Here is a 24,714-nt window from a genome sequence, read left to right on the forward strand (position 1 = left end):
TCGAACGGCAGGGATGGAGAAATTTCCAGGTCCGGAAGGGGTCGACATGGGTCTGCCGCATCCGGCAGTACGCGGCCACTAAGCTTCATTCGCACGCCCCGTCGCTCGGACGCTCAGACGTCGATTCCGCCCAGCAAACGACCATTCGATTTGAGAAGCAGGTCCGCCGTTCACATACAAGCGGCGGGCGCTGCGCTTCTGATGACATGCAGGACGTGTGAGAGAAGGTGGAAGTCCTCTGTGCGCCACCAAACCGACGCCGAAAAAAACAAATAATGGAGGGGTAATCCCGGGCTTTTTCCCACAACGGTTTCTGCCCCCAATCGTCCTTAGCGTCCTATAGTGATGTCAGATGCTGGCCAACCGCGCCGTCGCGGGGGGAAAGTGCAACGGAATGTCCCGGACCCGTTTATCAGCCGCCAACGTACAGTCTTTTTCCCATTGTGTTTAGACATGGCATCGTTGCGAAATCCTGATCCCGCGACGGCCAGTAGAGCATCCTGCCAGCTCACCGGTCCTAAGGATTTCCTGGTGCGGCCGAGTAACGAAGATGTGCACGGTCCGGTCGGGAGGAAAAGTTTAGATAGGTGGCGTAGCGGCCCGTCAGGGGACACGGGAGTACAGCCGAGACAGGCTGCGTTGAGCGGTTGCGGACGCACCACCCCAGTCCTAAAACCCAAAAAAGGAGCCGCCGATGTTGCTTACCCGCATTCCCGATCCCGCTGCCCGCCGCGGACTGCAGGAGATCGCCGGCTGCGACGAGGACGCACGCGCGCTCGATATCGTGTTCGTCCACGGGCTGGGAGGAGATGCCTGGACCACGTGGATGGCCGACCCAGGTGACATCGGCACCTTTTGGCCATATTGGGTCGCCGCGGATCTGCCGAAACTGGGCCTATGGACGCTGGGATACGCCGCCAGCGGTTCGAAATGGCAGGACGAGTCCATGCCGCTTGCCGACCGCGGCAACCAGGTGCTCGATCTGCTCAGCAACGAGGGCCTGGGCGAGCGCCCGCTGGCCTTCATAACCCACAGCATGGGCGGCATCGTCGTTAAACAGATTCTCCGCCATGCCGAAAGTTTCGGCGTTCTGCGTTGGGAGGCGATCGCCGCGCAGACCAAGGGCATCGCTTTCATCGCCACGCCGCATTCCGGAGCGCATGTTGCTACCTTCGCAGAATTGGCCGCCGCGGTTTATCGCACCAATGAGCATGTCAGGGAGCTCGCCGCCCATGACCCGCGGCTGCGCGAGCTGCACGGTTGGTTCCTCAACTATCAGCGCAAGCGCAACGTGATCTGTCGCGCTTACTGCGAGAAGCGCGAGGTGCGCCCCGAGATCCCCTTGCTCGGCGTCAAGCTTCCGAAGGGCATTCTGGTCGTGGATGAAACCAGCGCCGAGCCTAACATTCCAGGCGAGCGCGCCGTACCGCTCGACGAAGATCACATCAGCATCTGCAAGCCGGGCTCGCGCGATGCCCAAGTCTACAAGGGCGTCATGCGCTTCCTGAAGGATTGCTCGGCGGAAGTGGTCCGCCCTCGCTAGGCCCGCTGCAGCAAGCCGCGCCAGGCGCGGCGGGCCTGATAGTACCGGTGCTCGCACACCACGGGGCAGAACCGCACGCAGCATGGTCATCCGCTGCCCAAGCGGTACAAGCGGCGCTGAGCTGGAACTGGCCGCGACCGTGGGATTTTTCCGGTTACCTTGCCGAAAAGCGCCACGACTTCACCGGGCGCGACTGGCTGTTCGACGAGGTGCGCAAATGGTACGAAGACGATGACGGCGCCCAGGCGATGCTGATCCGCGCCGACTTCGGCGTCGGCAAGTCGGCCTTCATGGCCGAACTCACGCACGATGCTCACGGTTTGCAGATCGCGGCCTGTCACTTTTGCAATCACTATGTAAATGCGACGCTCAGCCCGGCGACCTTTGTCTGCAGCGTGGCGGCACAGTTCGCCGACTCTCTGCCGGCATACCGGTCGGCAGTCGAAGCCGATCCGGACGCCCGCCGCTGGCTCGACGACGCGCAACTGCAACTGGATCCGGCGAGTGCGTTCGCGCGCGCGGTCGTCGGCCCGCTCAACGCGATCGAACCCCCGGGTGCGCCCCACATATTGCTCGTGGACGCAATGGACGAGGCGCTGGACTTCAAGGCCACTGCGGCCATCAGCCATCCGACCACGATCGTGCGCCTGCTCGCGAACCAGGCAAAACATTTGCCCGCCTGGCTGAGAGTTCTTGCCACGAGTCGACGGATTCAGGAAGTCCTGCAGCCGCTCCAGAACGCGTTCCGGTACGCGACACTGGACGGCGAGGATATCCGCAACCTCGACGACATCCGCCACTACGTCGCCGGACGCTGCGCCGGCGCAAAGCTGGCACCGATGCTGGTAGAAGGCGGCAAGAGTGCATGCGGTATCGCGGCGTTCCTGTCGGACTCTGAACAAAGTGGCGGCAAGTTCCTCTACGCAGTCAGCGTACTCAACGACGTTGAGTCCGGCGCGCTGCCGCTGGATCGCCTTAACGACCTGCCACCCGGGATGGACGGGTTCTATCTGGATGCCTTCGAGCGGCGCTTTCCGGAGAGCGAGGACTACGGGCCCATAGGCGCATTGTTGGGCGTGCTCTGTGTCCAGCGCGAGCCGCTGTCACGCGCCGAACTGGCGGCGATCCTGGGCACGACTGAGGCGCAGGTCGGGAAGATACTCAAGCAACTCGAAGACTTCCTGCAGGTGCGCGCCAGGCGCTACGCCTTCGACCACCTGTCCCTCGCGCAATGGCTCAGCGAGGAAAATGGAAATGGTTTTCCGCGCGCTGGCCGGTTTTCGGTTGCGCCGAGGGACGCCGAGGTACGAATCGCCGCCTGGGCACGGCGCGAACTCGCCGCGGACCGCGCGCATGAATCGGCGTATCTGGCGCGACATCTTGGCGCGTACCTGAACCCGCGGGAGCGAAACGACCATTTCGCAAGGCTGCTACTCGACTTTCGCTGGCTCGATGCCCGGTTGCGCGCTGCGGGAGTCAATGCGTTGCTCATGGATTTCGAAGATGTGGACGAGACCCCGACGTTAAAGGCTCTGAAGCGGCGCGCGCTTCGACAGAGCGCCCATGTGCTCGGATACGACAACATTGACTGGTCAGGCAATGATTTGTTGGCGTCACAGATATTAGGTCGACTGCAATCACAGGGCGATCAGGACATCCAAGCCTTGGGCGCGCGGGCGACCGAGCACCTCAGACGCAACGCCGGGTTGGTGCCCCTGACCGACAGCCTTCGATCAACCGAAGCGTTGCACCGTACGCTCGAAGGACATACGGATACGGTATCCGCGCTCGCGGTGCTGGCCCACGGGCGGCTCGCGTCAGGGTCGTGGGACGGCACGATCAGGGTGTGGAACCCGGCGACCGGCGTGTGCGAGACAACGCTCGAAGGACACACAAAGCAGGTGTCCGCACTCGAAGTGCTTGCCGACGGGCGACTCGCGTCGGGATCATGGGACGAGACGATCAGGCTGTGGGACCCGGCGAGCGGCGTGTGTGAGTTGATGCTCGAAGGTCACACTGGTTCGGTACGCGCGCTCGCGGTGCTGGCCGACGGGCGGCTCGCGTCGGGCTCATCGGACAACACGATCAGGTTGTGGAACCCGGCGAGCGGCGCGTGCGAGGCGACGCTCGAAGGACACACAAACCGGGTGTCCGCCCTCGCGGTGCTTGTCGACGGGCGGCTCGCGTCCGGGTCGTCGGGCGGCTATGACACGATCAAGCTGTGGAATCCGGCGAGCGGCGCGTGCGAGGCGACGCTCGGAGGACTCAGGATCCGGGTGTCCGCCCTCGCGGTGCTGGCGGACGGACGGCTCGCGTCGGGGTCGAAGGACGGCATGATCAGGCTGTGGAACCCGGTGAGCGGCGCGTGCGAGGAGACGCTCGAAGGACACAGGAAGGGGGTGTCCGTGCTCACGGTGCTCGCCGACAGGCGGCTCGCGTCGGGTGGGGCGGAGGAAGACACGATCAAGCTGTGGAACCCGGCGAGCGGCATATGTGAGGCGACGCTCGAAGGACACACGTACCCCGTGTTCGCGCTCGCGGTGCTGGCCGACGGGCAGCTCGCGTCGGGCTCATCGGACAACACGATCAGGTTGTGGAACCCGGCGAGCGGCGCGTGCGAGGCTGTGCGTGAAGGACACATCAATGGGGTGGCAGCGCTCGCGGTGCTGGCCGATGGACGGTTTGCGTCCGGGTCGCTGGACAACACGATCAGGCTGTGGCACCCGGCGAGCGGCGTGTGCGAAGCGACGCTCGAAGGACACGCGGTGACCACGCTCGCGGTGCTTGCCGACGGGCGGCTCGCGTCGGGGTCGTGGGACACGATCGAGCTGTGGAACCCGACGAGCGGCGCGTGCGAGGGGACGCTCGAAGGACTCACGGGTCGGGTATCCGCGCTCGCGGCGCTGGCCGAGGGGCGGCTCGCGTCGGGGGCGTCGGACAATACAATCGAGTTGTGGAACCCGGCCAGCGGCGCGTGCGAGGCAACGCTCGAAGGACACGCGGGTCGGGTAACCGCGCTCGCGGTGCTGGCCGACCGGCGGCTCGCGTCGGGGTCGTACGACTTCACGATCCGGCTGTGGAACCCGGCGAGCGGCACCTGCGAGGCGACGCTCGAAGGACACACGGACGAGGTGGCCGCACTCGCGGTGCTGGCCGGCGGGCGGCTCGCGTCAGGGTCGGATGACCACACGATCAGGCTGTGGAATCCGGCGAGCGGCGCGTGCGAGGCGACGCTCGAAGGACACACGGGCCAGGTGACCGCACTCGCGGTTCTGGCCGACGGGCGGCTCGCGTCGGCGTCGTGTGACAGGACAATCCGGGTCTGGCAGGAACGCAACGGTCAATGGACGGGGACGGTCCGGTTCGTCGCTGACGCCGCTATCCTGGCGCTTGCCTTCTCGCCGCGCTCGGGGGTGCTCGCGGCAGGAGACCACAGCGGACGTGTTCACTTCCTGAAGGTGGATGCCGTTGGAATTTTTCCGGTGTGAACCGGGCGCGTGGTCCCGAACCGCCGGCCCGTCCACATGATCTCCTGCCGTGCGCCTTATGCGCACATTGATCTGACGTCGCAAATCTGCCTCGCGAGCCACCTGAACGTGGGCAACTGCCGTGGAGAAGGGCGGGCACACCACTTCATAACCGGATTTTCTTCTGTGTATAAGCACTTTGAGGGATGCCGCGTCTGTTGAAGGGCTGGATAGTCTAGGGAATCCAGCCCTTCTCGTTTTTGCGACAAACACCCCCATTTACTGAGCACATCGGACAGAATGCCCACCGAGCTTGGGGGCCGCCGAAGACCCTCTAAGGCGACAGTAATAAGGAGGCTCGTGCCGGCTGTCGCTCTCAGTGATGGCGCTCGGCTGGCGAGTATTGTGACGCCCGCGGCGTATACGAATGGCCGCTCCCCCAACGAAAGCTGCCGACCACGGCTTTGCAAGTCGAATGACAGTTCAGGGTCGAGGCTGTGTCAAAACTCAAAAACACTAGGTTTTAGGGGGTCGTTTTACCCCCCCGGAGGGTCACGAGGTCCGTATAGAGCGTTCTGACAAGCCGACTTTCTAGCCAAGGCGTAGCGCCACGCGTTTTGACACAGCCTCGGTCGACAAGACTCATTCGGGTTTCCCGTCACGCGGCATTCGCAGGGGCGCGGAATCGGGACACGCGAACGACGGCTTAGGCCGAGCTTGGGTTATTTATCACGCGCTGCCGAAGAGCGACTGTGATTCAAGTGGAGACATTCGACTTCGTCCATAGCGGCCGGTCAGAACAACATAGAGTAACTCCCCACGAACATAGGCGGCTCCGGCCGAGCTACGGTCATTCGAACGAGCGTCGGCGACTGCCCTTCATGGCCGCTTATCGCCGATCGAAGCGCCGCGGTCGGTTACGGTCGCTCGAGCCGAAGCATGGCGACGCCACCTCTTAGCGACATCGACCAACTTACCAGGCACCCTTCTCGGAACTTGCCGGCTTCGATGCCGCCCTGGCCAAACAACGTTCCAGTTTCGGCGAGCTAACCCCGTCTTCCGCCAACATGTGTCGTGCTTCGACGCCCGAAAGGTCAACGCCCACTGGGCCTTCAAGGCTGGTCCAGCAACGACTCTCGCGACACCTCGGCTTATTCGAGACGCGGCTGAGTCGCTTAAAACCAACTCCGAACTGTGGAGCACGAGGTCCATACCGATCTCGAACCCAGCGTTGGGCGACGGGTTCTTTGGAAACCCCTCAAAAATCCTAGTCAGGTGTGGCCACAAAACGGCCCCAGATTCGCGCTCGCCGCGCGGCATTTCATCCCAGTCGAACACGATCCGCTTCGCAACCACCAGTCTCCACCGTTCCCGCCCTAACCCGCGACCGTAGCCGACTCCGTGCGGCTGTCAAGGCGTTCGGGGCCGTGTCCTGCGCTTTGCTCCGTCCCGCACCAACCCCTCACTTGTTTCCTTGACATCCACCCGGCGCCGGCTCCTTCAGTCGCACGGGCGCGAACTCAGGAGACTGGCGGCAACAAAGCCACCCCTGGCTTCGACCAGGATGAAACCAACCCCTACGACGGGGCGGAATCTTGGAGCCCGGTCAGCGCAACACCGATCAACTTCTTGCTCTGGAGATTGCCATGCAACTCGCCTCTTCTTTCCATTACCGCTCCCCGGCTCTTCGTTCCAATTCGCCGCTGTCGGACGACCAGATTCGCGCCGTGGCCCCGTCCATTTTTGCCGAGGGCAAGCACGATAGCCGCTCGGAACGTTACACGTACATCCCGACCATCGACGTACTCAACGGTCTGCGCAACGAAGGCTTCCAGCCCTTCATGGTCTGCCAGACCCGCGTGCGTGATCAGGACAAGCGCGAGCATACGAAACACATGATCCGTATGCGCCCCGCCAATGAGATTACCGGCAATGACGCCAACGAAATCATCCTCCTCAACTCGCACGATGGCACGAGCAGTTATCAGATGCTCGCCGGCGTCTTCCGTTTCGTCTGCCAGAACGGCATCGTAGCCGGGGACACCGTGGGCGAAGTACGCGTGCCGCACAAGGGCAACATCGTCCAGAACGTCATCAACGGCGCATTCGATGTGCTCGACGGCTTTGACCTGATTCGCGAGCAGACGGCAGGCATGCAAGCCGTGACCCTCAACCGCGACGAACAGACCGCCTTTGCTCGCGCCGCGCTCACGCTGCGCTATGACCCCTCCGAAGCTGACGCACCCCCGCCCATCACTGAAAGCCAGTTGCTCGGCGTGCGCCGCTTCGAGGATCGCCGCGACGATCTCTGGACCACCTTTAATCGTGTGCAGGAGAACCTGACCAAGGGCGGATTGCACGGTCGCTCGCGGTCCGGTCGCGCGATTTCCACGCGCGCGGTCACCGGCATCGACCAGAACGTGAAACTGAACCGCGCCCTCTGGGTGCTGGCTGACGCCATGCGTCAACTCAGAACGTAAGCCCGACGGGGTAGCAGCGTCTGCACCCATTCCCGACTACATCGTGAGGATTCCTACTCGGGTCCGAGCCTCGTGGTGTTTCGCAACAAACGTGACCCGGGAAATCTTCCATTAATTTCTCTGGAATTTGTCATGCAATCCGAAATCACGACACAAGCCAATGAAGTGAGCGCCGAAACCGCCGTTATCTCGACCGACACAGCCGCCGAGGCTGCGAGCGTGCTGGAAACGGATTTCGGCAAGGAACAGCCGATCGAACACGTGCCCTACTCTCGGCTGCGCATTTCGCCGCTGAACGCACGCACCAAGCCACTCACTGGTATCGCGGGCCTAGCCGACAATATTGCAGCGAAAGGACTGCTGCAAAACCTCGTGGTCCACTTGATAAAGGGTTCGCGCAGCAAGCAGCCGAAGCTCGGCGTATGTGCCGGTCAGCGACGGCTCGCCGCGCTCGACCTGCTGTACAAGGACGGGCGCATCCCGGCCGATTATCCTGTGCCGGTGCGCATCGTCACCGAAGGCGAAGCGTTCGCGGTCAGCCTGATTGAAAACAGTCAGCGTGAAGCACTCGACGTTTTCGATCTGATTGTCTCTTTCAAACGGCTGGCTAATGAAGGCAAAAGGATCGACTACATCGCGGCGTTGTTTACCGTCTCGCCGTTGACCGTTAAACGCCGTCTGAAGCTGGCCGATGTGTCGCCCAAGCTACTTGCGCTGCTGCGCGAGGACGACGCCATCACGCTCGACCAGTTGGCCGCACTCGCGCTCGTTGACGACCACGAAACCCAGGAAAGGCTCTGGTTCGACGCGCCCAACGAATGGCAGCGCGCGCCGCACTATCTGCGACAAGCCATCACGCGCGCCGAGATCGACGCAAGCCGTAGCCGGCTGGTGAAGTTCGTGGGGCTAGATGCCTACGAATCCGCTGGGGGCTATGTGAGACGCGACATGTTCAGCGACGAGCAGAACGCGGGTTTCGTGGCCGACGCCGAACTGCTGCAACGGCTCGTTTCAGAAAAGCTCGACGCCGCCGCCGAGGAAGTGCGCGCGGAGGGTTTCGGTTGGATCGAAACGCGCATTGAACGCGACTACAGCGAACTGAACAGTTTCGGCAGGCTCGAACCCGTCCAGCGCGCTTATACCGCCGACGAGCAGCGCGAGCTTGACGCGCTCAACGCGCAACGTGACGCACTGACCGCCCAGTTCGACGCCCTTGAAGAAGGCGATGAGGACGCTTACGAGGAAGTCGAACGGCTCGAAGCGGCTCTGGATACTGCGAATGCTGCCATCGAGAACTTTGCCAAACGGGCCGAAATGTGGGATGTCCAGCAGATAGCCGAGGCCGGTGCGTTCGTCATGGTCGGCCCGAACGGCGAGTTGATGATCGAGCGTGGACTCGTTCGGCCTGAAAGCAAGGCGACCCTCGAAGAACAGGGCGCGATCGTAAGCGGACTGGCAGACGAGAGCGACGGAGCGATTTCAACGGGTACGGCGGCCCCGAAGGAACGGCCCATCCATAGCGCGACACTCTGTCAGCGCCTCACGGCGCACCGCACCGCCGCCGTGCAGGCCGAATTGACCAAGCGCCCGTCCGTTGCACTCGCGGTCCTACTGCATCGGCTCCTGCCCATTAGTTTCCCCAAGCGGTACGGACAGGGTATCGACGCGAACAGTGTCCAACTCAACGGCAGTTGCACCCATGACAAACTCGCGAGTGCGGCGGACGATATGCCGGCGAGCGTTGCATGGGGGATCATCGACGCACAGCGTCAGCAGTGGGCGGCAACCCTGCCCACGCGTCGCGCCGATCTGTTGCCGTGGCTGATCGAACAGGATCCTGGCACGACCTTGCTCGACCTGCTTGCGTTCTGCACGGCTTCGCTGGTCGATGGCATCAGCGGCACCGAGAAGCCGCACGCGGTCAATGCCATCAGTAACGTGCTGGAACTCGACATGGCACGGTACTGGACTCCGACCCGCGCGTCATACTCGATCACGTCAGCAAGGCACGCATCATTGAGGTTGTCACCAACGCTGTCTCCCCGAAGGCCGCTGCCGATCTTCAGAAGATGAAAAAAGGCGATGCGGCAGCCGCCGCCGAACTGCGCCTCGCACAGGTGAAGTGGCTCCCGGAAATACTCACCGATCAGGAGTTGCCCATCGTGAATTACTTCGATCCTGACGACGAGGATGAGGACCATGACGAAAGCGACGCGAGCGACGGCGACAGGGACAACGGTGATGCCGGAGGATACTCACCGAAAGACGATGACGTCGGGGATGGCACGAACGGTGTGAATGGTCCGGACGGCACGGACGGCACAGGCCCTTCTGCCGCGAACACAATCGCTGGAAACGGGAAATCCGTCCCGGCTGTCGTTGCGGCAACTCCGGCATGGCCGTTCCCTACCGCCGCAAGCGCTGAGGCATAGCAACGCATGCGGTAACAGAGCACGCTCCGTCCTTCACCGGGCGGAGCGCTGACGCGCCCATGACCCGCAAAGGCTAGGCTGCACCGCTAGGCCTCATGGACAGACCGGAAACCCACTTGCTTGCCTCTTCCTTGCTCAACACTTGCGCGCCACCCGCTGATTGCTCGATTTTCTCCCGCCAGCCGTCCTGCGTGGCACGCGTCACTCGACGCGTGGCTTATCACCCAGCAGCCCCCACCAATCCCCGCAATAATCGCCATCAACAGAACGGCGAGAACACCAGCCAGCAGGTTGCGCACAGTGCGCCGAAACCGTTGCTCCATCGCTTGTGCCGCCGTATCGACCTGTTGACCTGCCTCGGCCACGGCCTGCCCGAACCTCTGCACCGCCGTGTCGAACCGGTCTCGCTGGTCTCTGGCTGCAACCGAGAACGCACCGACGACCCGATTTCCGACGGTTCGCGCGATCCGGTTCGCCGCCCGCTCAGCCAAGACATTCAGCCCGGCTTCGCTGAGTGTCGCCAATGCCGCCCGATAGCGCTCCTCATGCTCGCGAATCATCGCTTCTGCAAGCTGGATCGTCGCCTTGCAGCGAGCAAGCGCGTCGCGATGCTGCGCCATGAGTGCCTCTGTCGCTTCGGCTGCCTCTGCCCGAACATCATCAAGGCTCCCCTCGCCCGCTTCACGTATGCGATCAGGCATCGCCTCATAGAGCCGCGCATAGTATTCCAGCACCGCCAGCACTGACCAGAGCGCGTCGTTATCCCGCAGATTCAGCGCATTCGACACGCGCCGCATCCGGCCAAGACTGGCCTCATCTGGCGCCTCCCCCGTCACATCGCGAAAGAGTCGCGCGAGCGGATCGGACGGTCGTGCTCGCCTGCTATGCATCGGAAATCACCCCGGCGAACATCGTGTCGTACAGCGCACGCCAGCGCAATAGTTCCGCACGCTGTCCAATGGGCAACGTCTCAGCCGCCTTGCTAATCGACAACCGCTGGCTTCGAAGATCGTCCGATACCCGATCCGCGAGGTCGGGGAAATCCAGCGACTTGCCCTTCGCTTCAACGCTCTTGCGCACGTTCGAATCCTTGTACAGCGTGAACTTGTCCGCCGTGCCAAAGTAGCCATTGCGCACGACATGCGTAGTCGCATTGGGAAAGGTCGTGCCGAATTCGCGCAGCAGTTCCAGACTGTCGCGCTGCCGGTTGATGACCCAGAACACGACCAGCCGCCGGGATAGCTCTTCCAGCGTACTGGCAAGCATCGCGCCATACCGCGCGACCCCTGCCTGGTTGCGCGCCGCTGTATTGATGATCACCACCGCATCGCGATGCGTGTCGCAGAAGTTCACCAGCCCGATCCAGCCATCGGCCTCATCGAGATCGAACGCCGCGCATTCGATCTCGTCGTGAACCGCCTTCATCACATCCGGATTCGACGTGTCGGTTTCCATCAGCACGATATTGGCATCGCGCCGTTGCAAGTGATCAACCAGCGCCAGCGCGACCATGCTTTTACCCACGCCGCCCTTACTGCCGCCAACGATATAAATGGGATTGATTGTCGTATCCATCGCCTTCCTCTACAGATCGTCGGTATCAGGTTTGATCGCGAATGAGAGCGGCGCCTGTACCGGCATGGGGTTCGGTTTGACTTCTATTTTTCCCCATGTTGTCGCACGTCGCTGCGCACGTTGTCTGCGCGTAACGCGCCGTTTTGCACTGAGGATTGTCCGTGCTTCTGTACTGAAGTTGACCGCGACGACCCGGTTTTAGGTGCTGGTCGCGGCTTCGTTCCCTTACTCGATTCACGCAGGGCAAGCTTCAACGTGCCCGCACTGATGTCGACACCCGCTCGCTTCGCATGTTCGGCGATCTGCCCCAGCGTATAACCCTTGTTCTGCGCCGTGCGGATATGGCTTTTGACCTCCTTCATCGCCTCGCGCACCGTCATCCCGCGTTCACTTGCCGGTTTATCAGGAAGCGCGTCGAGACCGCGCACGAACTCATCCCATTGCGATCTCGTAAAGACTTTCACAACAGGCATTGTTAACCTCCGCCACACCGCTTGTGACGATCTTGCTAACCCGCGAGGCAAACGTCAACCACCTGTTTTTAGCCACAAAGATCTTCCCGGAACACCACGGACCACACTGGACATTGTCGGAACAACACACTTTTTTTGACCTGTCGTATGTCCGCAACGATGTGCGATCTGCTTTTGTTATCGACCAGCATCACGCACAGGATGTGTCCAGGTTCGCATCGTATGCGCCGGGGATTCAAAGCGACCGACCTTCGATGTTTTCGCGAAGCAACGTCGTTACCTCGGCCGTTGTTTCCGACTGCACGGGTTCTGTCTCGCCATCATGCGCCGTCCGTGTTGAGTGACTTGCGATGCCCTTCCGCGCTCGGTTGCTATTTATCCAGCGGACGTTTTTTCTCTCGCGCATCTGCTTCTTTGTTATCCAGTGTTTGTTATTTTTGCGTTGCCGAGGACGTCTCCTCTGTTTACCCGCGACGCATCTTTTTGTTGTCCGTCGCGCATCTGCGCAGGATTCACTGTGCGCATTAGGTGCGATCTTTTGTTGTCCGGCATAGGTCATGCATCCCTCGCGTTTGCGCTGGGTCGATGCCGTTTATTGACCGCGCGTGAATAACCGTTTGCTTGCCGTAGATACGTAACTTGCCTGAAAGCGCGATTTTGCTGACCCAGGTTCATCTCACGGAGCTGTAAACGACACCGAAACTAAGGTATTGCAGGATAGGCTACCGCCGGTTTTGGGCACCATGTCATGGTGACCGCCTCGCATACGGTGTTGGCTTACCGCGAAGACACATCGTTAACACCGCCGGATCAAGGGAGAGCTAGACCGGCGCGAGCGAGTTGTCGGCCGGATGTCGCGATTGCTCGAAGTGAGCTTCTCCCTCCTTGGTGAGCACCCACCGAATCGTAAGCTATGAGAGGTCGTGCGAGCCTACGATTCGTACAAGATCAAACAGACGTGTCGGCCGACTTCGGCCACTACGGTCCGCTATCTATTCGCATCTCCGCTGTGTTTGAGACCGTCGTCCTTCTCGATCGCTGTGGTCTGAGCCATGTGCACTTTGAAGGCAGCTTCCTATAGCCCGTCAACAAGTCAGCACCGGTAGTACGTGGATTCCACCACGACACCCGCCAGTTCATCTCGCCAGGGGGCTACGAACGCAAGAGTCTTCCCTAGGTCGTTGGGCAGGCGCCTCTCAGCTACCAGCCGTTCCGTTCCGTTTCGTCAATCACACTCATCACGCTGTTGTTGTCCTCTCGTCGATCGATGTCTTCCTGGATAGGCAACAACCCGCATGTCGGGTGACTTTTTCAACACAATCCGGTCTTTGCGGTCATTCATGCCTTCGAGCTTGAGAACATTTCCAATGACCGTTATCGTGTGCTGACGAATCAGCCGGGGCATACAAGCGCTGAGTTACGTCGCAGAGCGAAGACTGCCGTATCTTTACAGGTAGCCTGCGACCGAATTAGCAAAGACTGCCAAACAAGGAGTGGAACTTACACTCGCTCATCGTGTGCCGCTCCGACGGTCACCGATCCCGCCGTGCCGGCCCCGAAATCCCATTCGGGCTGTCACGACGTCCGCCCGGCAAGCGGTATCGTGCAAGTTCGTCATGCGTTTAGCTCACTTTAGAACTTGTGCCGAAAAGCAACACGAACGAGGACCTGATGGTTGTTCGACGAGTCACCCTCATTCGTGAAATCGGCCACCGCAGGCGCGCCGGTCGATGACGTTCCTGATGCCCTTTGCCAGCCCGCTGCAAGATAGACGTCGGTGCGTTTGGACAAGAGATAGTCACCCATGAGCACGACCTGGTGGTAGTGCTGATTTCCCACGGTCGACCCGCTCGCGGTCTGGACGCCCTTGCCCACCAAATAGTCGTAGCCGGCGCTGAAAATCAGGAAAGAGCAAAACGTGTATTGTGCTTCAACATCGACGTCATTGAATCGCGCCGTGCTGCCCGACAATGTCCCACCGAGGTTGGAGTACTGGATGTTCGAAGCCGATGCCATCAGGGTAACCGGGCCAATCGCGTAGCTACCGGCTACGACGATCACCTGGTAAGCCGACGCACTTGCATATCCCTTGTTAAGTGATTGGGCGAGCTGGGATGACCCATTTGCATTGTCGGTAAAAAAGCCCGAGCCCGCCGTTGCCGAACTCGGATTCTTGAAATATTCGAATGCCGCGTCAAGCCTGAGTGGCCCGTTCGCATATCCTGCGCCCAACGAATACCCGCTGTTGGCGGTCGTATTTCCAACCACGCCGCCAACGCTGTATTCGCCGCCAAATGAGAAACCGTCATAGCTCGGGCTCATATAGCGCACCGCGTTATTCGCCCGTACGGAATCGGCCGTGTTATCGAGATCGCCCGGATGCGCAAAGATAACGGTACCGATTCCTACAGCCGTCAACGGTTCGGGAAAGTAAAACACCATATCGTACTGGCGCCCGAACGTGAGGCTCCCAAACCGGTCGCTGCTCAGTCCGGCGAATGCCTGACGGCCAAACTCCGTGCCGCCCTGACCAAACGAGCCGTTATTCAGATTGATCCCCGACTCAAGCGTAAATATCGCATGCACCCCGCCGCCCAGATCTTCGCTACCGTTGAATCCCCAGCGGCTCCCGTTGATACCGCCCAACGAGTCCATGAAGACGCGCTTTCCGCCGCCAACGTTGCTCTGATACATGACACCTTCGTCGAGGATGCCGTACAGCATGACCGCACTTTGCGCATGGGCGGCAGAAGCAAACGCACCGAGGGCTGCACAGCACAGCAGCGACCTTTTCGTCTTCTCCATAATATATCGTCATCCTAAGTAATCATATTGTTTTAAACCTGATCGCAATCGTCCCAAGAAACGGGACACGTCAAAACCGCGGATCATCCCAGCGTGAGCCGGCCACGCGAATATTCGCCTTAACTCCATAAACGGGGCTGCCAGCCAGCGGCGATCGTCTGCCCGAATTCAGTGCTGATCGTCAATGTCTACAACATCATGCGACTTCTTGCCGGCCCGATTTTCTCTTCTCCATCAACCCCTCCAGTCATTTGTGATGCCGGACCTTTCGCAACGCCTGATCGCTGTCAGATCCAATTCGCAATCACTGCGAGGTGGTCCGACACCGATGCCGGCGACGGCGGTGACTCTGTTACAAGCGAGTCAAGGGTGGCGATAGCAAGGGCTGCGACAACGAGCCACACCCAGGAAAGCCCGAAATACTCCCGAACAAGCTTGACGTAACTGCGACCGGTAAACACGCTGAGCCGCACCGTCAACTGTTGCACCATGTAAAACAGCGGAATCAGAAACAGTCATAGCAGCAAACGGTAGCTCCATTGTGTCCCAGCCTGTGCGGCCGTCACCACGTTGCCCGCGTCCGTGTCCGCTAGCATGACGTGGAGGCCCGGGTCCCATGCGGAGATGAATTGCAAGCCGACCGCGAGCCAGTTTTCCCTCATACACCATTGGCCATTGTCGTGCGTTCCGACGCGTCTCAAGCATTTGCCCCCGGTTCGGATTGCCGCGCTCACGACCGAACGCCGCAACAACGTGGAGGAAGTTTGCGGGTTGCCGCTCCTATCGACATACTTATTTGGCATGGACTACTGAACTTGGTCGGGTTGTTCGTGCGCCAAGAACGCACGATGACGTTTTCGAGGTGCCGTGGCATACACTGCGAAGGCTGCAGCCAGCGCCGGCACAGCAAGCAGGCTAAACACCGCGCCAAGGTTCCAGCCCATACCTATCAGCGCAGCACCGACCCACGCCCCTGCCACCCCGCCGGGACGCCCCATGCCGTGCATCCATGAAACGCCGGTGGCCCGGCCGTGCATCGGATAGAAGGTTACCGCGAGCGCCGACATCGACGTACCGGCGCCGATCAACAGCACGCCGCAAAGGAAGAGCAGCGCACCTAGGGCTCCTGGATAGCCCATGGCCCGTCCGGTGACTAGGAGTAGTACCGCAGTGAGACCATACGTCAGCGCGATCACGCGTGCGCCATCAAACCGGTCCATCACCCAACCCACGCATATGTTGCCGACCATACCGCCGAGTGGGAACAGCGATGTCATCAACGCGGCATTTCGAATGGATAAGCCGGCGTCCTTCATGAGCGTCGGCAGCCAGTTGGTCAGAAAATAGTAGATCAGCAATGTCATGAAATACCCGACCCAAAGCATTAGCGTACCGAGTCTGTACCGTCGCGACAAAAGCACCGCAAACGGTGATTCGTCGCGGCTCGGTTGCGCATCTGCGTGCGTCGCCACAAAATGGCAACCGTCGAGGCGGGCGCCTGGCACAATTCGTCCGAGGATGCGCGCTATTCGGGCAGGCACATTGCTGCGCGCGACGAGAAACTGGACTGACTCGGGCAACAACGCTACCAACAACACGGATAGCACGAGCGGTCCTATACCGCCTGCAACCAACACGCTTTGCCAGCCGAATTTAGGGATGAGCCATGCCGATCCCACGCCACCCATCACAAGTCCAAACGAAAAACCGCAATTCATCACATTGACTACGAAAGCGCGTATTCGCGCCGGTGCGTACTCCGACATCAATGTCATCGCATTCGGCATCGCCGCGCCAAGCCCGAGTCCGGTCAAAAGTCGCAGCGCAGTCAACGTTCCCACAGAATGGGCCTGCGCCGCCACGAGACTCCAGAGACCGAAGCAGGCGACCGACATGATCAGCACCGTCTTGCGACCGATCCGATCCGCAATCGGCCCCGCGACGAGCGCACCCACTCCGAGCCCGATTAACGCTGCGCTCATCACGGGACCCAACGCCCCACGTGAAACGCCCCATTTAGCAACCAGTGCCGGGGCGATGTAGCCAATTGCAGCAGCGTCGAATCCGTCCGCCGCCAGTACCAGGAAGCAGAGCAAGAGGATCGCCGATTGGTAAATCGAAAACTTCTGAGCGTCAATGAATGCAACAACGTCAATGGTGCGCGGTGCCGTCCCGGAGGACGCGGCAGCGTCAGCCTGCAATGAACTATTGTCGGCTTTGGTACGGTCGCACTGTGTCATTATGTCTCCATTCTCATTCTAATGCTCGATAGATTAATTAGGCATACTATGTTATTGGTGTAATGACAACCATAAGCCTGCTAAGTCCACGCACCACCTTAGCGTCTTCGATGAAGGCGTTAAGCGACGGCACTGGGCCTGGCGGATACCACGTCATACCATCGCTGAAACGCGGTGAGTTCTGCCGGAATCGGCATCTTCAACGCGTTGGTCGCGAAGTCGACCGTTACCAGCGTCGTGATGTCCGCCGCTGAGAATTCAGCCCCAGCGACGTATCGCACCGTTCCCAACCGCTCGTTGAAATCCGCGAAGAAGTTGATCACACGTTGTTTGCTTCGCTCAATCAGTTCGGGAATCTGATCATAAGCGTGCGGACCCGACAGCGCGCGGCCTTTCAACCCGGCGACCGCATTGCGCACGCCTTCCATCACCGGTGCGAAGCCGTCCAGTTCTGCGCGCCGCTCCCACATCGTGACGAGCGCCTTCGACGTGGTCGTCGTGCCGAGCAATGGCATCTGTGGATACGCTTCCTCCAGATAGCGCCAGATAGCGGGCACTTCTGCGATGACGGAACCGTCGGAAAGAGCCAAAGCCGGCACCTGGCTGCGCGGATTAATTGCGCGAAAGGCGTCGGAGAACTGCTCTTTGGCACCGAGGTCCACAGGCTTCGTCTGGATATCTAGTCCCTTCTCCGCGATAAAGATACGCACACGGCGCGCGTTCGGCGAGCCCTTGTATTCATACAGCACAGGCGCGGCGGTTGTCATTTTGAATTCTCCTTTGGATCCGCTATTACTCCGATGACGCGGGTTAACCGGTCTTCGGGTGTACAGAAGCGTTGTTCGCCTTTGTTAAATCGTCGGGTTGCAGACATTGGCGAGCGCGACAGTCGTAAACCGGAGCACTTCGTCGACCCGCCAGTGGCCATGCGGTCGCCTACACCGTTACAACGATTTTCCCAAACTGGCTGTTGCCCTCGAGATAGCGATGCACTTCCACCATCTCGTCAAACTTGAACGTCCGATCGATGACAGGCTTGAGCGCACCGCTATCTAATCCCTTGAGGATGTAATCCACACCTACTTTCCGGCGTGCTTCGTCCGCGACGAAGTAAGAGAGGCTGTAAACCTTGATGGTCGGCAACTTGCGAAGCAGTTTCAGGATCGGTATCGGGGTTTCACCCTCATCAAGCAAGCCGTATAGGTAAGCGATGCCCCGATGAGCCAATGCCTCAATCAGTTTGGGGAAGTTTGGGCCGCCCACTGGGTCAAAGATGACACGTGCGCCCTTACCGTCAGTGATACGCATCACCTCTTGCAACATGTCATCCTCTTCTGTGGCAATGACATGGGCCGCCCCGGCTTTGAGAAGTCGATCCCGTTTCGCCGACGTACGCGTGAATGCGATGGGAGTCGCCCCGGCATAGTTAGCGAGTTGAATGGCAGCAAGGCCAACACTGCTTGATGCAGCCGGAATGATGACGAAATCACCCTTAGTTAATTGAGCATCTAGGATAAGCGCGCCGTAAGCTGTCAGATACATCATCCAGATCGACGCGGCATCGGTGAACGAGAGCGACTTCGGATGCTTTACGACGACGTAATCCGGCATGAGCACTACTTCGCCGTAGGCGGCGTATTTGTTCATTGAAAACGCCGGGATCGTGCTCACCTCGTCGCCCACCACGAGTCCCGTGACCTCCTCGCCCACTGCATCAATGATGCCGGCGATCTCGTACCCGAGCCCCGCCGGGAACTTCACCGGTTCGATGTACGCATCGTTGCGCCACATCACATCTGCGCGGTTCAACCCGATTGCCTTGACCTTGATTCGTACTTCATGTGGTGCCGGTGCGGCCACTTGCTCGTCGATGAATTCGAGGACTTCAGGGCCGCCGGCCTTCGCGAATTTGATGGTGCGTGACATTAGATACTCCTGGATGGAATGAGATACTGACTTGCGCAGAAATCGAAAAACGATGACCTACGCAGTTTTCACGTTCTGATGCGAGATGCACGAATCTGCGGGATAAACGGCCGCAAACGGTTTCGTTTCGATAAGGAGAGTAGTGATGGACCAACACCATCGCGTGGCGATACAACACCAGGCCGTGATCTCGAAGCTTCTTGACTATCGATACATCGCTGGTTAGATATGCGCTCGGCTGCTATCAACGAGCAATTAAATCATAGTTAGGTAACCTTATTTTATGCGTGAAAATTCACATCGCTTACGATCGATCATGACGAGGCAGCTCGCGAATGTCAATAGTGTTCACCATCGTTTTATGTCGTTGTGACCTGCCACGAGCACGTGAGTGCACCGATCTCCTGCAAGGCAGCGATCGTGTTCAGTGTCGCGGCCTTCATCGACGTGTTGTCGGGTTCTGCCAATACAAGATTCATCATTTCGTCGCTCTCCGCGTTCTACTTGAAGCCTCTTGACTTCGTTCTTCTGCTGCTCAACCATCGTATGCACATCCGCCAATGGACCATCCAACAAACCGTCTGTGTATCATCGCGGCCGAAAAAATTTCCTGCTCCTTCCGAATGACCGGTATATCGACCATCTTGCCGACCATGTTCACCGCCGCGCCTACATCCTGTCTTCGACGTCCATCAAGCATGGCCCATTCACGCTCGGCGTCGCTCCACGCAAAGACCCGATGCGCGGCAGCGAGTTGCTGCACATGTTCGACGAGCGTGATGAGAATCGCGTTGAACACAGACTACTTCAGCGTCGCGCCATTGTCGGTGAACTGCAGGAACACGATGTCGTCGAGACTGATCTGCTGAATCTTTCCTTGCCGCGCACAACAATACGATCGGACAGGTTGTACGAAATATGAGATCGCACCAGGGGTTTCGGTTGACGAGCCATTAATTTCCTTCAATCAAAGATTGAGCCAATTCGCGCTTTAGCGCAGTTCCGCGTAGCCGTTGTTGAGCACAATTACGCTGCGTTCGATCACGCTGGACCGGAACTGCACGACGCTACCCTCTCGCCACACTTCGGTCCGGATCGTCTCGCCCGGGTAAACAGGCGCCGTAAAGCGTGCGCGGAACAACGCAAGGCAAGCCGGATCACTGCTACACATCGTCTTCAGCACTGCATGGGCCGCGACGCCCCAAGTGGCGAGACCGTGCAGGATTGGCCGCTCGAAGCCAGCGTTGCGGGCCACGTCGGGATCCACGTGCAGTGGATTGTCGTCACCCGACAAACGGTAGATGTGAGCTATCTCCGGGCGTGTCGGCAGGTCGCATACCGCATCCGGCGTGCGCTCCGGCACCGGCTGGGGCGAGGTCGGCGCTTCGTCGCTCGGGTCGCCGTCGGCGCTATAGCCACCGTCGCCACGGCAGAAATTCAATTGCTCGATGGTCGCCAGCAGTTCGCCGGTCGCCTTGTCGGTCACCTTGCGTTCGATCAACACGAGCGCGCCCTTACCCGGCCCCTTGTCGACAATGCGCGCCACACGCGAACGGCCGATTACGGTCGCCGCGGAAGGCAACGGCTTGTGAATGTGCAACGTCTGCTCGCCGTGCAGCATGCGGACCCAGTCGATCCCGCTGCGGGGATCCCTGACCCAGAAGCCCGGATAACCAAGCACGACGGCAAATGTAGGCGGCACGCGCAGTTGCTTCTCGTAGACGAACGCTCTTTCGTCCGGGTCGAGCGGATTCAAACCATAACCTACGCCGAGGCTGTAGAGGATTGCATCACGGGCCGTGTAATGCTGCTCGACATCTTTGAACGGCCAGTTTTTCAGATTGTGATAGCTAATGGTCATGATGGACGCTCAAGCATTGATCCTGGAAGGCCACTGGAGACCGAGATCGAATTGCACGTTCAGTCGCTCAGGCATGGAAAGCGTCCCGCTCATCACGCGCGCTCGAAAATTGCGGCAATTCCCTGACCGCCGCCGATACACATGGTTTCGAGACCATAGCGTCCCTTGCGGCGCTGCAGCTCGTGAAGCAACGTCGCCAGCATCCGCACGCCGGTTGCACCGATTGGATGACCAAGCGAGATGCCCGAGCCGTTCACGTTCAGGCGCGAAGGATCGTTCCAGCCCCAGCCTTTCAGAACGGCCAGCACTTGGCAGGCAAAGGCCTCGTTCAACTCCACGAGATCGATCTGGTCGAGCGTGAGGCCGGTTTTACCCAGCAGCTTCTGGACGGCAGGCACCGGGCCGATCCCCATCGCCGAAGGTTCGCACCCGGCGGCGGCCCAACCCGTCAGATATGCAAGCGGCGTGAGATTCAACTCCGCGAGCTTGTCTTCGGCGACGATCAGGCAGGCCGCGGCCGCATCGTTTTGCTGACTGGCGTTGCCGGCCGTCACCGTGCCATCCTTCGTCAGCGCGCGCAGCTTACCAAGCGAATCGACCGTGGCTTCCGCGCGCACGCCTTCGTCACGCGTGAACAGCACAGGGTCGCCCTTGCGTTGCGGCACGTTCACCGTCACGATTTCGTCGTCGAAGCGGCCAGAGGCCCATGCGTCCGCTGCGCGCTGATGGCTGCGGACCGCGTACCTATCCGCTTCCTCGCGCGAAATGCCGTAGTCGCGCGCGAGATTCTCGGCTGTCTCGATCATCCCTGAGATGTGACCGAAACGTGCCTCCGGCTGCGAACGCACACGGCCTCGCTCAAGGCGGTCATGCAGCTTGACCGAGCCAGCACGCGAGCCCCAGCGCATGTCGGTCGTGTAGTACTCGATATTGCTCATGCTCTCGACGCCGCCCGCCATAACGACATCGGCCGCGCCGCTTTGCACCATCATCGCGGCTGTCACAACGGCCTGGAGGCCGCCGCCGCAACGGCGGTCGAGCTGCATGCCTGGCACCTCGACCGGCAGGCCGGCTTCCAGCGCGGCCCAACGGCCGATGCACGGCGCCTCGCTGTTCGCATACGACTGCGCGAAGACGACGTCTTCGATGCGGGCGGGATCGATGCCGCTCCGCTCAAGCGTCGCACGGATGACGGTCGCCGCCAGCGTCTCGGCCGGCACGCCGCGCAAGCTGCCGCCGAAAGTGCCGACCGGAGTCCGCACGGGTGCCACGATCGCTGCTCGTCTCATGATGATTTTCCTCGGTGAAGATATGCGTGTCAGAAGTCAGTCGGGTGCGCCGCGTCACACGGGGTCCCAGTTGAATACGTCAGCCGACACGTCGAGGGAGTGGAAGCTCGAGCGAAGCGCCGGCATCGCGTGTTCTGCGATCGACTGCGGCGTCCAGCCTTCGCTGCGATGCACCGAACGCACCGGACGCGGCTGGCTCATCACGAAGATCTCGTTGTTGCGAACTGCGAAGATCTGGCCGTTCACCGCTTGCGCCGCATCGCTGCAGAGATACACGGCGAGCGGCGCGATCTTAGCCGGCGTCATCTGCTTGATCTTCTCTACGCGCGCCTCCTGCTCAGGCGAGTCAACCTTGATCGAATTGATCATGCGGCTCCACGCGAACGGCGAAATGCAGTTCGAGCGCACGCCGAATTTCTGCAGATCGAGCGCGATCGACTTCGACAGGCCAGCAATCCCCAGTTTCGCTGCGCTATAGTTCGCCTGCGCGAGATTGCCGATCAGGCCCGACGTCGACGTCATGTGGACGAACGAACCGCTGCCCTGCTCCTTGAAACGGTCGGCTGCCGCGCGCGAGACGTAGAAGCTACCGTACAGGTGAACCTTCAGGACTGCATCCCAATCCTCTTCTGACATCTTGTGGAAGAAGCGATCGCGCAGGATGCCCGCGTTGTTGACGACACAATCAATGCGGCCGAACGTGTCCACGGCCTGCTCAACGATGCGTGTCGCACCGGCCAGGTCCGCGACGTTGTCGCTGTTCGCCGTGGCCTCAGCGCCAAAGGCATGGATCTCCTCTACGACCTGCTGCGCCGGGCCGGCACTGTGTCCCTCGCCCGCGAGCGATGCGCCGACGTCGTTGATCAAAACCTTGGCGCCCTGACGCGCCATCAGGAGTGCAATGTCGCGCCCGATGCCGCCGCCCGCGCCGGTCACGACTACGACCTTGCCATCCATTGTCCGTTGCTCCGCCATTACTTCATCTCCTCGATCTCTTGATTGCATTCTGTTTATCTGCCCCGATATACAGGTGGTCGCTTTTCGCCGAACGCTTTGCGGCCTTCGATTCGGTCTTCCGTATTGCGCAGTAGTCCCCACGCTAGATTCGCGTGAGCAGTGAATTCGGCGGGCGCCTGATGCGCCGTTTCGAGCGCGAGCTTCTTCACCATCTGGACTGCGAGAGGTCCATTCGACGCGATCTGATTCGCAAGCTCGAAAGCCTCGTCGCGCAGATCGGTCCCCGGATACACATCGCTGACCAACCCTATACGTAACGCTTCCTCCGCGTCGATGCGCGCGCCAGTCAACGCCAGTTTCATTGCATGCGCGGCAGGAATCGCTCGCAGCAGATACTGCATACCGCCGGCCGCCGGCACGCTTGCGACCTTCACTTCTGGCAGCGCGAACGAGGCGTTAGCACTGGCGATGCGCAAATCGCATTGCAATGCGAGTTCAAGACCGCCTCCGAGGCAATAGCCGTTAATGGCGGCAATCAACGGCTTCCACAGCGCCAGATCACTCAGATCGATCAGCCGCGTGTACCCGCCCTGCGCGGCGTCCTGCGAGCGGTCTTTTAGAAGGCCGGCGGCAAAGCTTTCCTCGGGTGGAAACGTCGCTTTCAGGTTCGCTCCTGTGCAGAATGCCTTCGTCCCGGCACCGGTAATGATGATCGCTCGCACCGCGTCGTCGCCCTGACACGCGAGAAGCGTATTGCGTAGTGCGAGCAGATCGGCCACGGTCAACGCATTCATCGATTCCGCGGAATCAAGTTCAATCAGCGTGACGTGTTCACGCCGCTCCACATGGATGGCCATGTCAGGTTCTCCTGTGCAAGTCAGACACTTGGGCTGGACAACGAACGGCCTCCACACACATAAAGTGTCTGGCCCGTGATGTACGATGCCGCCTCGCTTGCAAAAAACAACGCGGCGGCGGCCACGTCCTCCGGTTCGCCGATTCTTCGAGCCGGCACGCTTGCCTTGAGCTTGTCGCGAATCTCCTGTGCATAGCCGTTCAGCAACGGGGTCGCAATGATCCCCGGCGCGATCGCGTTAACGGTAATGCCCTCGCCAGCCAGTTCGATCGCCAGCGATCTCGTCAGGCTCACCACCCCCCCCTTCGCTGACGAATAGTTCGCCTGCCCAAAGCCCCCGAGCCACGCGCGCGAAGAGATATTCACCAATCGCCCGAAGTGCTGCCCGATCATTGCTGGTACCAATGCGTGTGCACACAAGAACTGCGATTTGAGATTAACGTTGATCACAAAGTCCCAGTCCTCCTCAGTCATGCGCACAAATCGTTTGTCACGACTCAATCCCGCGTTGTTGACCAGGATGTCCGCACACTTCCACTGCTCCGTGAGCGTGTCCCGCGCAGCCTCTATACTGGCGCGCGAGGTCACGTCCACCTGCGTCGTCAGCAATCGGTCGCAGCCCGCTTCCAAGACGCCATGCAGGCCGTCTAGTGCCTGCTGATTCAGATCCCACACGGCAACACGATAGCCCGCCGTCAAGAGCGCCCGCGCTATTCCCATTCCAATTCCGCTTGCGCCGCCGGTCACCACTGCCACTTGTTCAGTCATCGGAATTCCTTTGTTTCAATCGGACTTACTGCCGCTCAGCTA

At 60.3% G+C, this 24,714-nt stretch carries 18 protein-coding genes and 1 pseudogene; 6 read left to right on the forward strand and 13 right to left on the reverse strand.

What is annotated here, in order from left to right:
• Positions 1-694 precede the first annotated feature (694 nt).
• The 5 genes from M0D69_RS02935 (at position 695) to M0D69_RS43675 (ending at position 9,922) form a co-directional block, all read left to right on the forward strand.
• Positions 695-1,543, forward strand: coding sequence for a triacylglycerol lipase (locus M0D69_RS02935; protein ID WP_301780584.1), 849 nt, complete (start codon positions 695-697; stop codon positions 1,541-1,543).
• 47 nt (positions 1,544-1,590) lie between these two features.
• Positions 1,591-5,031: a hypothetical protein gene (locus tag M0D69_RS02940; protein ID WP_301780585.1), complete on the forward strand. Its 3,441-nt coding sequence runs from the start codon at positions 1,591-1,593 to the stop codon at positions 5,029-5,031.
• A gap of 1,625 nt (positions 5,032-6,656) precedes the next feature.
• On the forward strand, positions 6,657-7,490 hold the full coding sequence (locus M0D69_RS02945) for a DUF932 domain-containing protein (RefSeq protein WP_301780586.1): 834 nt from the start codon (positions 6,657-6,659) through the stop codon (positions 7,488-7,490).
• Between the two features lie 132 nt (positions 7,491-7,622).
• Positions 7,623-9,563 (forward strand): ParB N-terminal domain-containing protein, encoded by a 1,941-nt coding sequence (locus M0D69_RS02950; protein ID WP_367619679.1) that lies wholly within the window; start codon positions 7,623-7,625, stop codon positions 9,561-9,563.
• Positions 9,560-9,922 carry a hypothetical protein gene (locus M0D69_RS43675; protein WP_367619680.1) on the forward strand — a complete coding sequence of 121 codons (363 nt, stop codon included), beginning with the start codon at positions 9,560-9,562 and terminating at the stop codon, positions 9,920-9,922. The genes M0D69_RS02950 and M0D69_RS43675 overlap by 4 nt, the downstream gene beginning before the upstream one ends.
• Positions 9,923-10,008: 86 nt before the next feature.
• On the opposite strand, the gene M0D69_RS02955 is transcribed toward M0D69_RS43675, so the two are convergent.
• The 8 genes and pseudogenes from M0D69_RS02955 to M0D69_RS02990 form a co-directional block, all read right to left on the reverse strand.
• The gene (locus tag M0D69_RS02955) at positions 10,009-10,812 is read right to left on the reverse strand and encodes a hypothetical protein (RefSeq protein ID WP_301780587.1); all 804 of its coding nucleotides are present in this window, start codon (positions 10,810-10,812) and stop codon (positions 10,009-10,011) included.
• Positions 10,805-11,497, reverse strand: coding sequence for a P-loop NTPase (locus M0D69_RS02960; RefSeq protein ID WP_301780588.1), 693 nt, complete (start codon positions 11,495-11,497; stop codon positions 10,805-10,807). The genes M0D69_RS02955 and M0D69_RS02960 overlap by 8 nt, the downstream gene beginning before the upstream one ends.
• A gap of 83 nt (positions 11,498-11,580) precedes the next feature.
• Positions 11,581-11,970 (reverse strand): hypothetical protein, encoded by a 390-nt coding sequence (locus M0D69_RS02965; protein ID WP_301780589.1) that lies wholly within the window; start codon positions 11,968-11,970, stop codon positions 11,581-11,583.
• Between the two features lie 1,632 nt (positions 11,971-13,602).
• Positions 13,603-14,775 carry a porin gene (locus M0D69_RS02970; protein ID WP_301780590.1) on the reverse strand — a complete coding sequence of 391 codons (1,173 nt, stop codon included), beginning with the start codon at positions 14,773-14,775 and terminating at the stop codon, positions 13,603-13,605.
• Positions 14,776-15,581: 806 nt separating this feature from the next.
• Positions 15,582-17,015, reverse strand: a complete 1,434-nt coding sequence (locus tag M0D69_RS02975) for an MFS transporter (RefSeq protein ID WP_301780591.1) — start codon at positions 17,013-17,015, stop codon at positions 15,582-15,584.
• 119 nt (positions 17,016-17,134) lie between these two features.
• Complete coding sequence (locus M0D69_RS02980) at positions 17,135-17,782, reverse strand: glutathione S-transferase (RefSeq protein ID WP_301780592.1); 648 nt, start codon at positions 17,780-17,782, stop codon at positions 17,135-17,137.
• Between the two features lie 169 nt (positions 17,783-17,951).
• Positions 17,952-18,941, reverse strand: coding sequence for a zinc-dependent alcohol dehydrogenase family protein (locus tag M0D69_RS02985; RefSeq protein ID WP_301780593.1), 990 nt, complete (start codon positions 18,939-18,941; stop codon positions 17,952-17,954).
• A 366-nt stretch (positions 18,942-19,307) separates the two neighbouring features.
• Positions 19,308-19,423, reverse strand: a pseudogene (locus M0D69_RS02990) (electron transfer flavoprotein subunit alpha/FixB family protein); the annotation flags it as partial.
• 32 nt (positions 19,424-19,455) lie between these two features.
• Between M0D69_RS02990 and M0D69_RS02995 the strand changes: the two are divergent.
• Positions 19,456-19,863 carry a hypothetical protein gene (locus M0D69_RS02995; protein WP_301780594.1) on the forward strand — a complete coding sequence of 136 codons (408 nt, stop codon included), beginning with the start codon at positions 19,456-19,458 and terminating at the stop codon, positions 19,861-19,863.
• Positions 19,864-19,932: 69 nt separating this feature from the next.
• Here the strand turns inward: M0D69_RS02995 and M0D69_RS03000 are convergent, their stop codons facing one another.
• The 5 genes from M0D69_RS03000 to M0D69_RS03020 form a co-directional block, all read right to left on the reverse strand.
• Positions 19,933-20,802, reverse strand: coding sequence for a MaoC/PaaZ C-terminal domain-containing protein (locus M0D69_RS03000; RefSeq protein ID WP_301780595.1), 870 nt, complete (start codon positions 20,800-20,802; stop codon positions 19,933-19,935).
• A 92-nt stretch (positions 20,803-20,894) separates the two neighbouring features.
• Positions 20,895-22,091, reverse strand: a complete 1,197-nt coding sequence (locus M0D69_RS03005) for an acetyl-CoA C-acetyltransferase (protein ID WP_301780596.1) — start codon at positions 22,089-22,091, stop codon at positions 20,895-20,897.
• A gap of 54 nt (positions 22,092-22,145) precedes the next feature.
• Entirely contained in the window at positions 22,146-23,066 is a 921-nt protein-coding gene (locus M0D69_RS03010) for an SDR family NAD(P)-dependent oxidoreductase (RefSeq protein WP_301780597.1), read from the reverse strand.
• A gap of 35 nt (positions 23,067-23,101) precedes the next feature.
• Positions 23,102-23,905, reverse strand: a complete 804-nt coding sequence (locus tag M0D69_RS03015; protein WP_301780598.1) for an enoyl-CoA hydratase/isomerase family protein — start codon at positions 23,903-23,905, stop codon at positions 23,102-23,104.
• Positions 23,906-23,925: 20 nt separating this feature from the next.
• The gene (locus M0D69_RS03020) at positions 23,926-24,672 is read right to left on the reverse strand and encodes an SDR family NAD(P)-dependent oxidoreductase (RefSeq protein ID WP_301780599.1); all 747 of its coding nucleotides are present in this window, start codon (positions 24,670-24,672) and stop codon (positions 23,926-23,928) included.
• Positions 24,673-24,714 lie beyond the last annotated feature (42 nt).

The sequence above is a fragment of the Caballeronia sp. SEWSISQ10-4 2 genome (assembly GCF_030464885.1).
GTDB lineage: Bacteria > Pseudomonadota > Gammaproteobacteria > Burkholderiales > Burkholderiaceae > Caballeronia.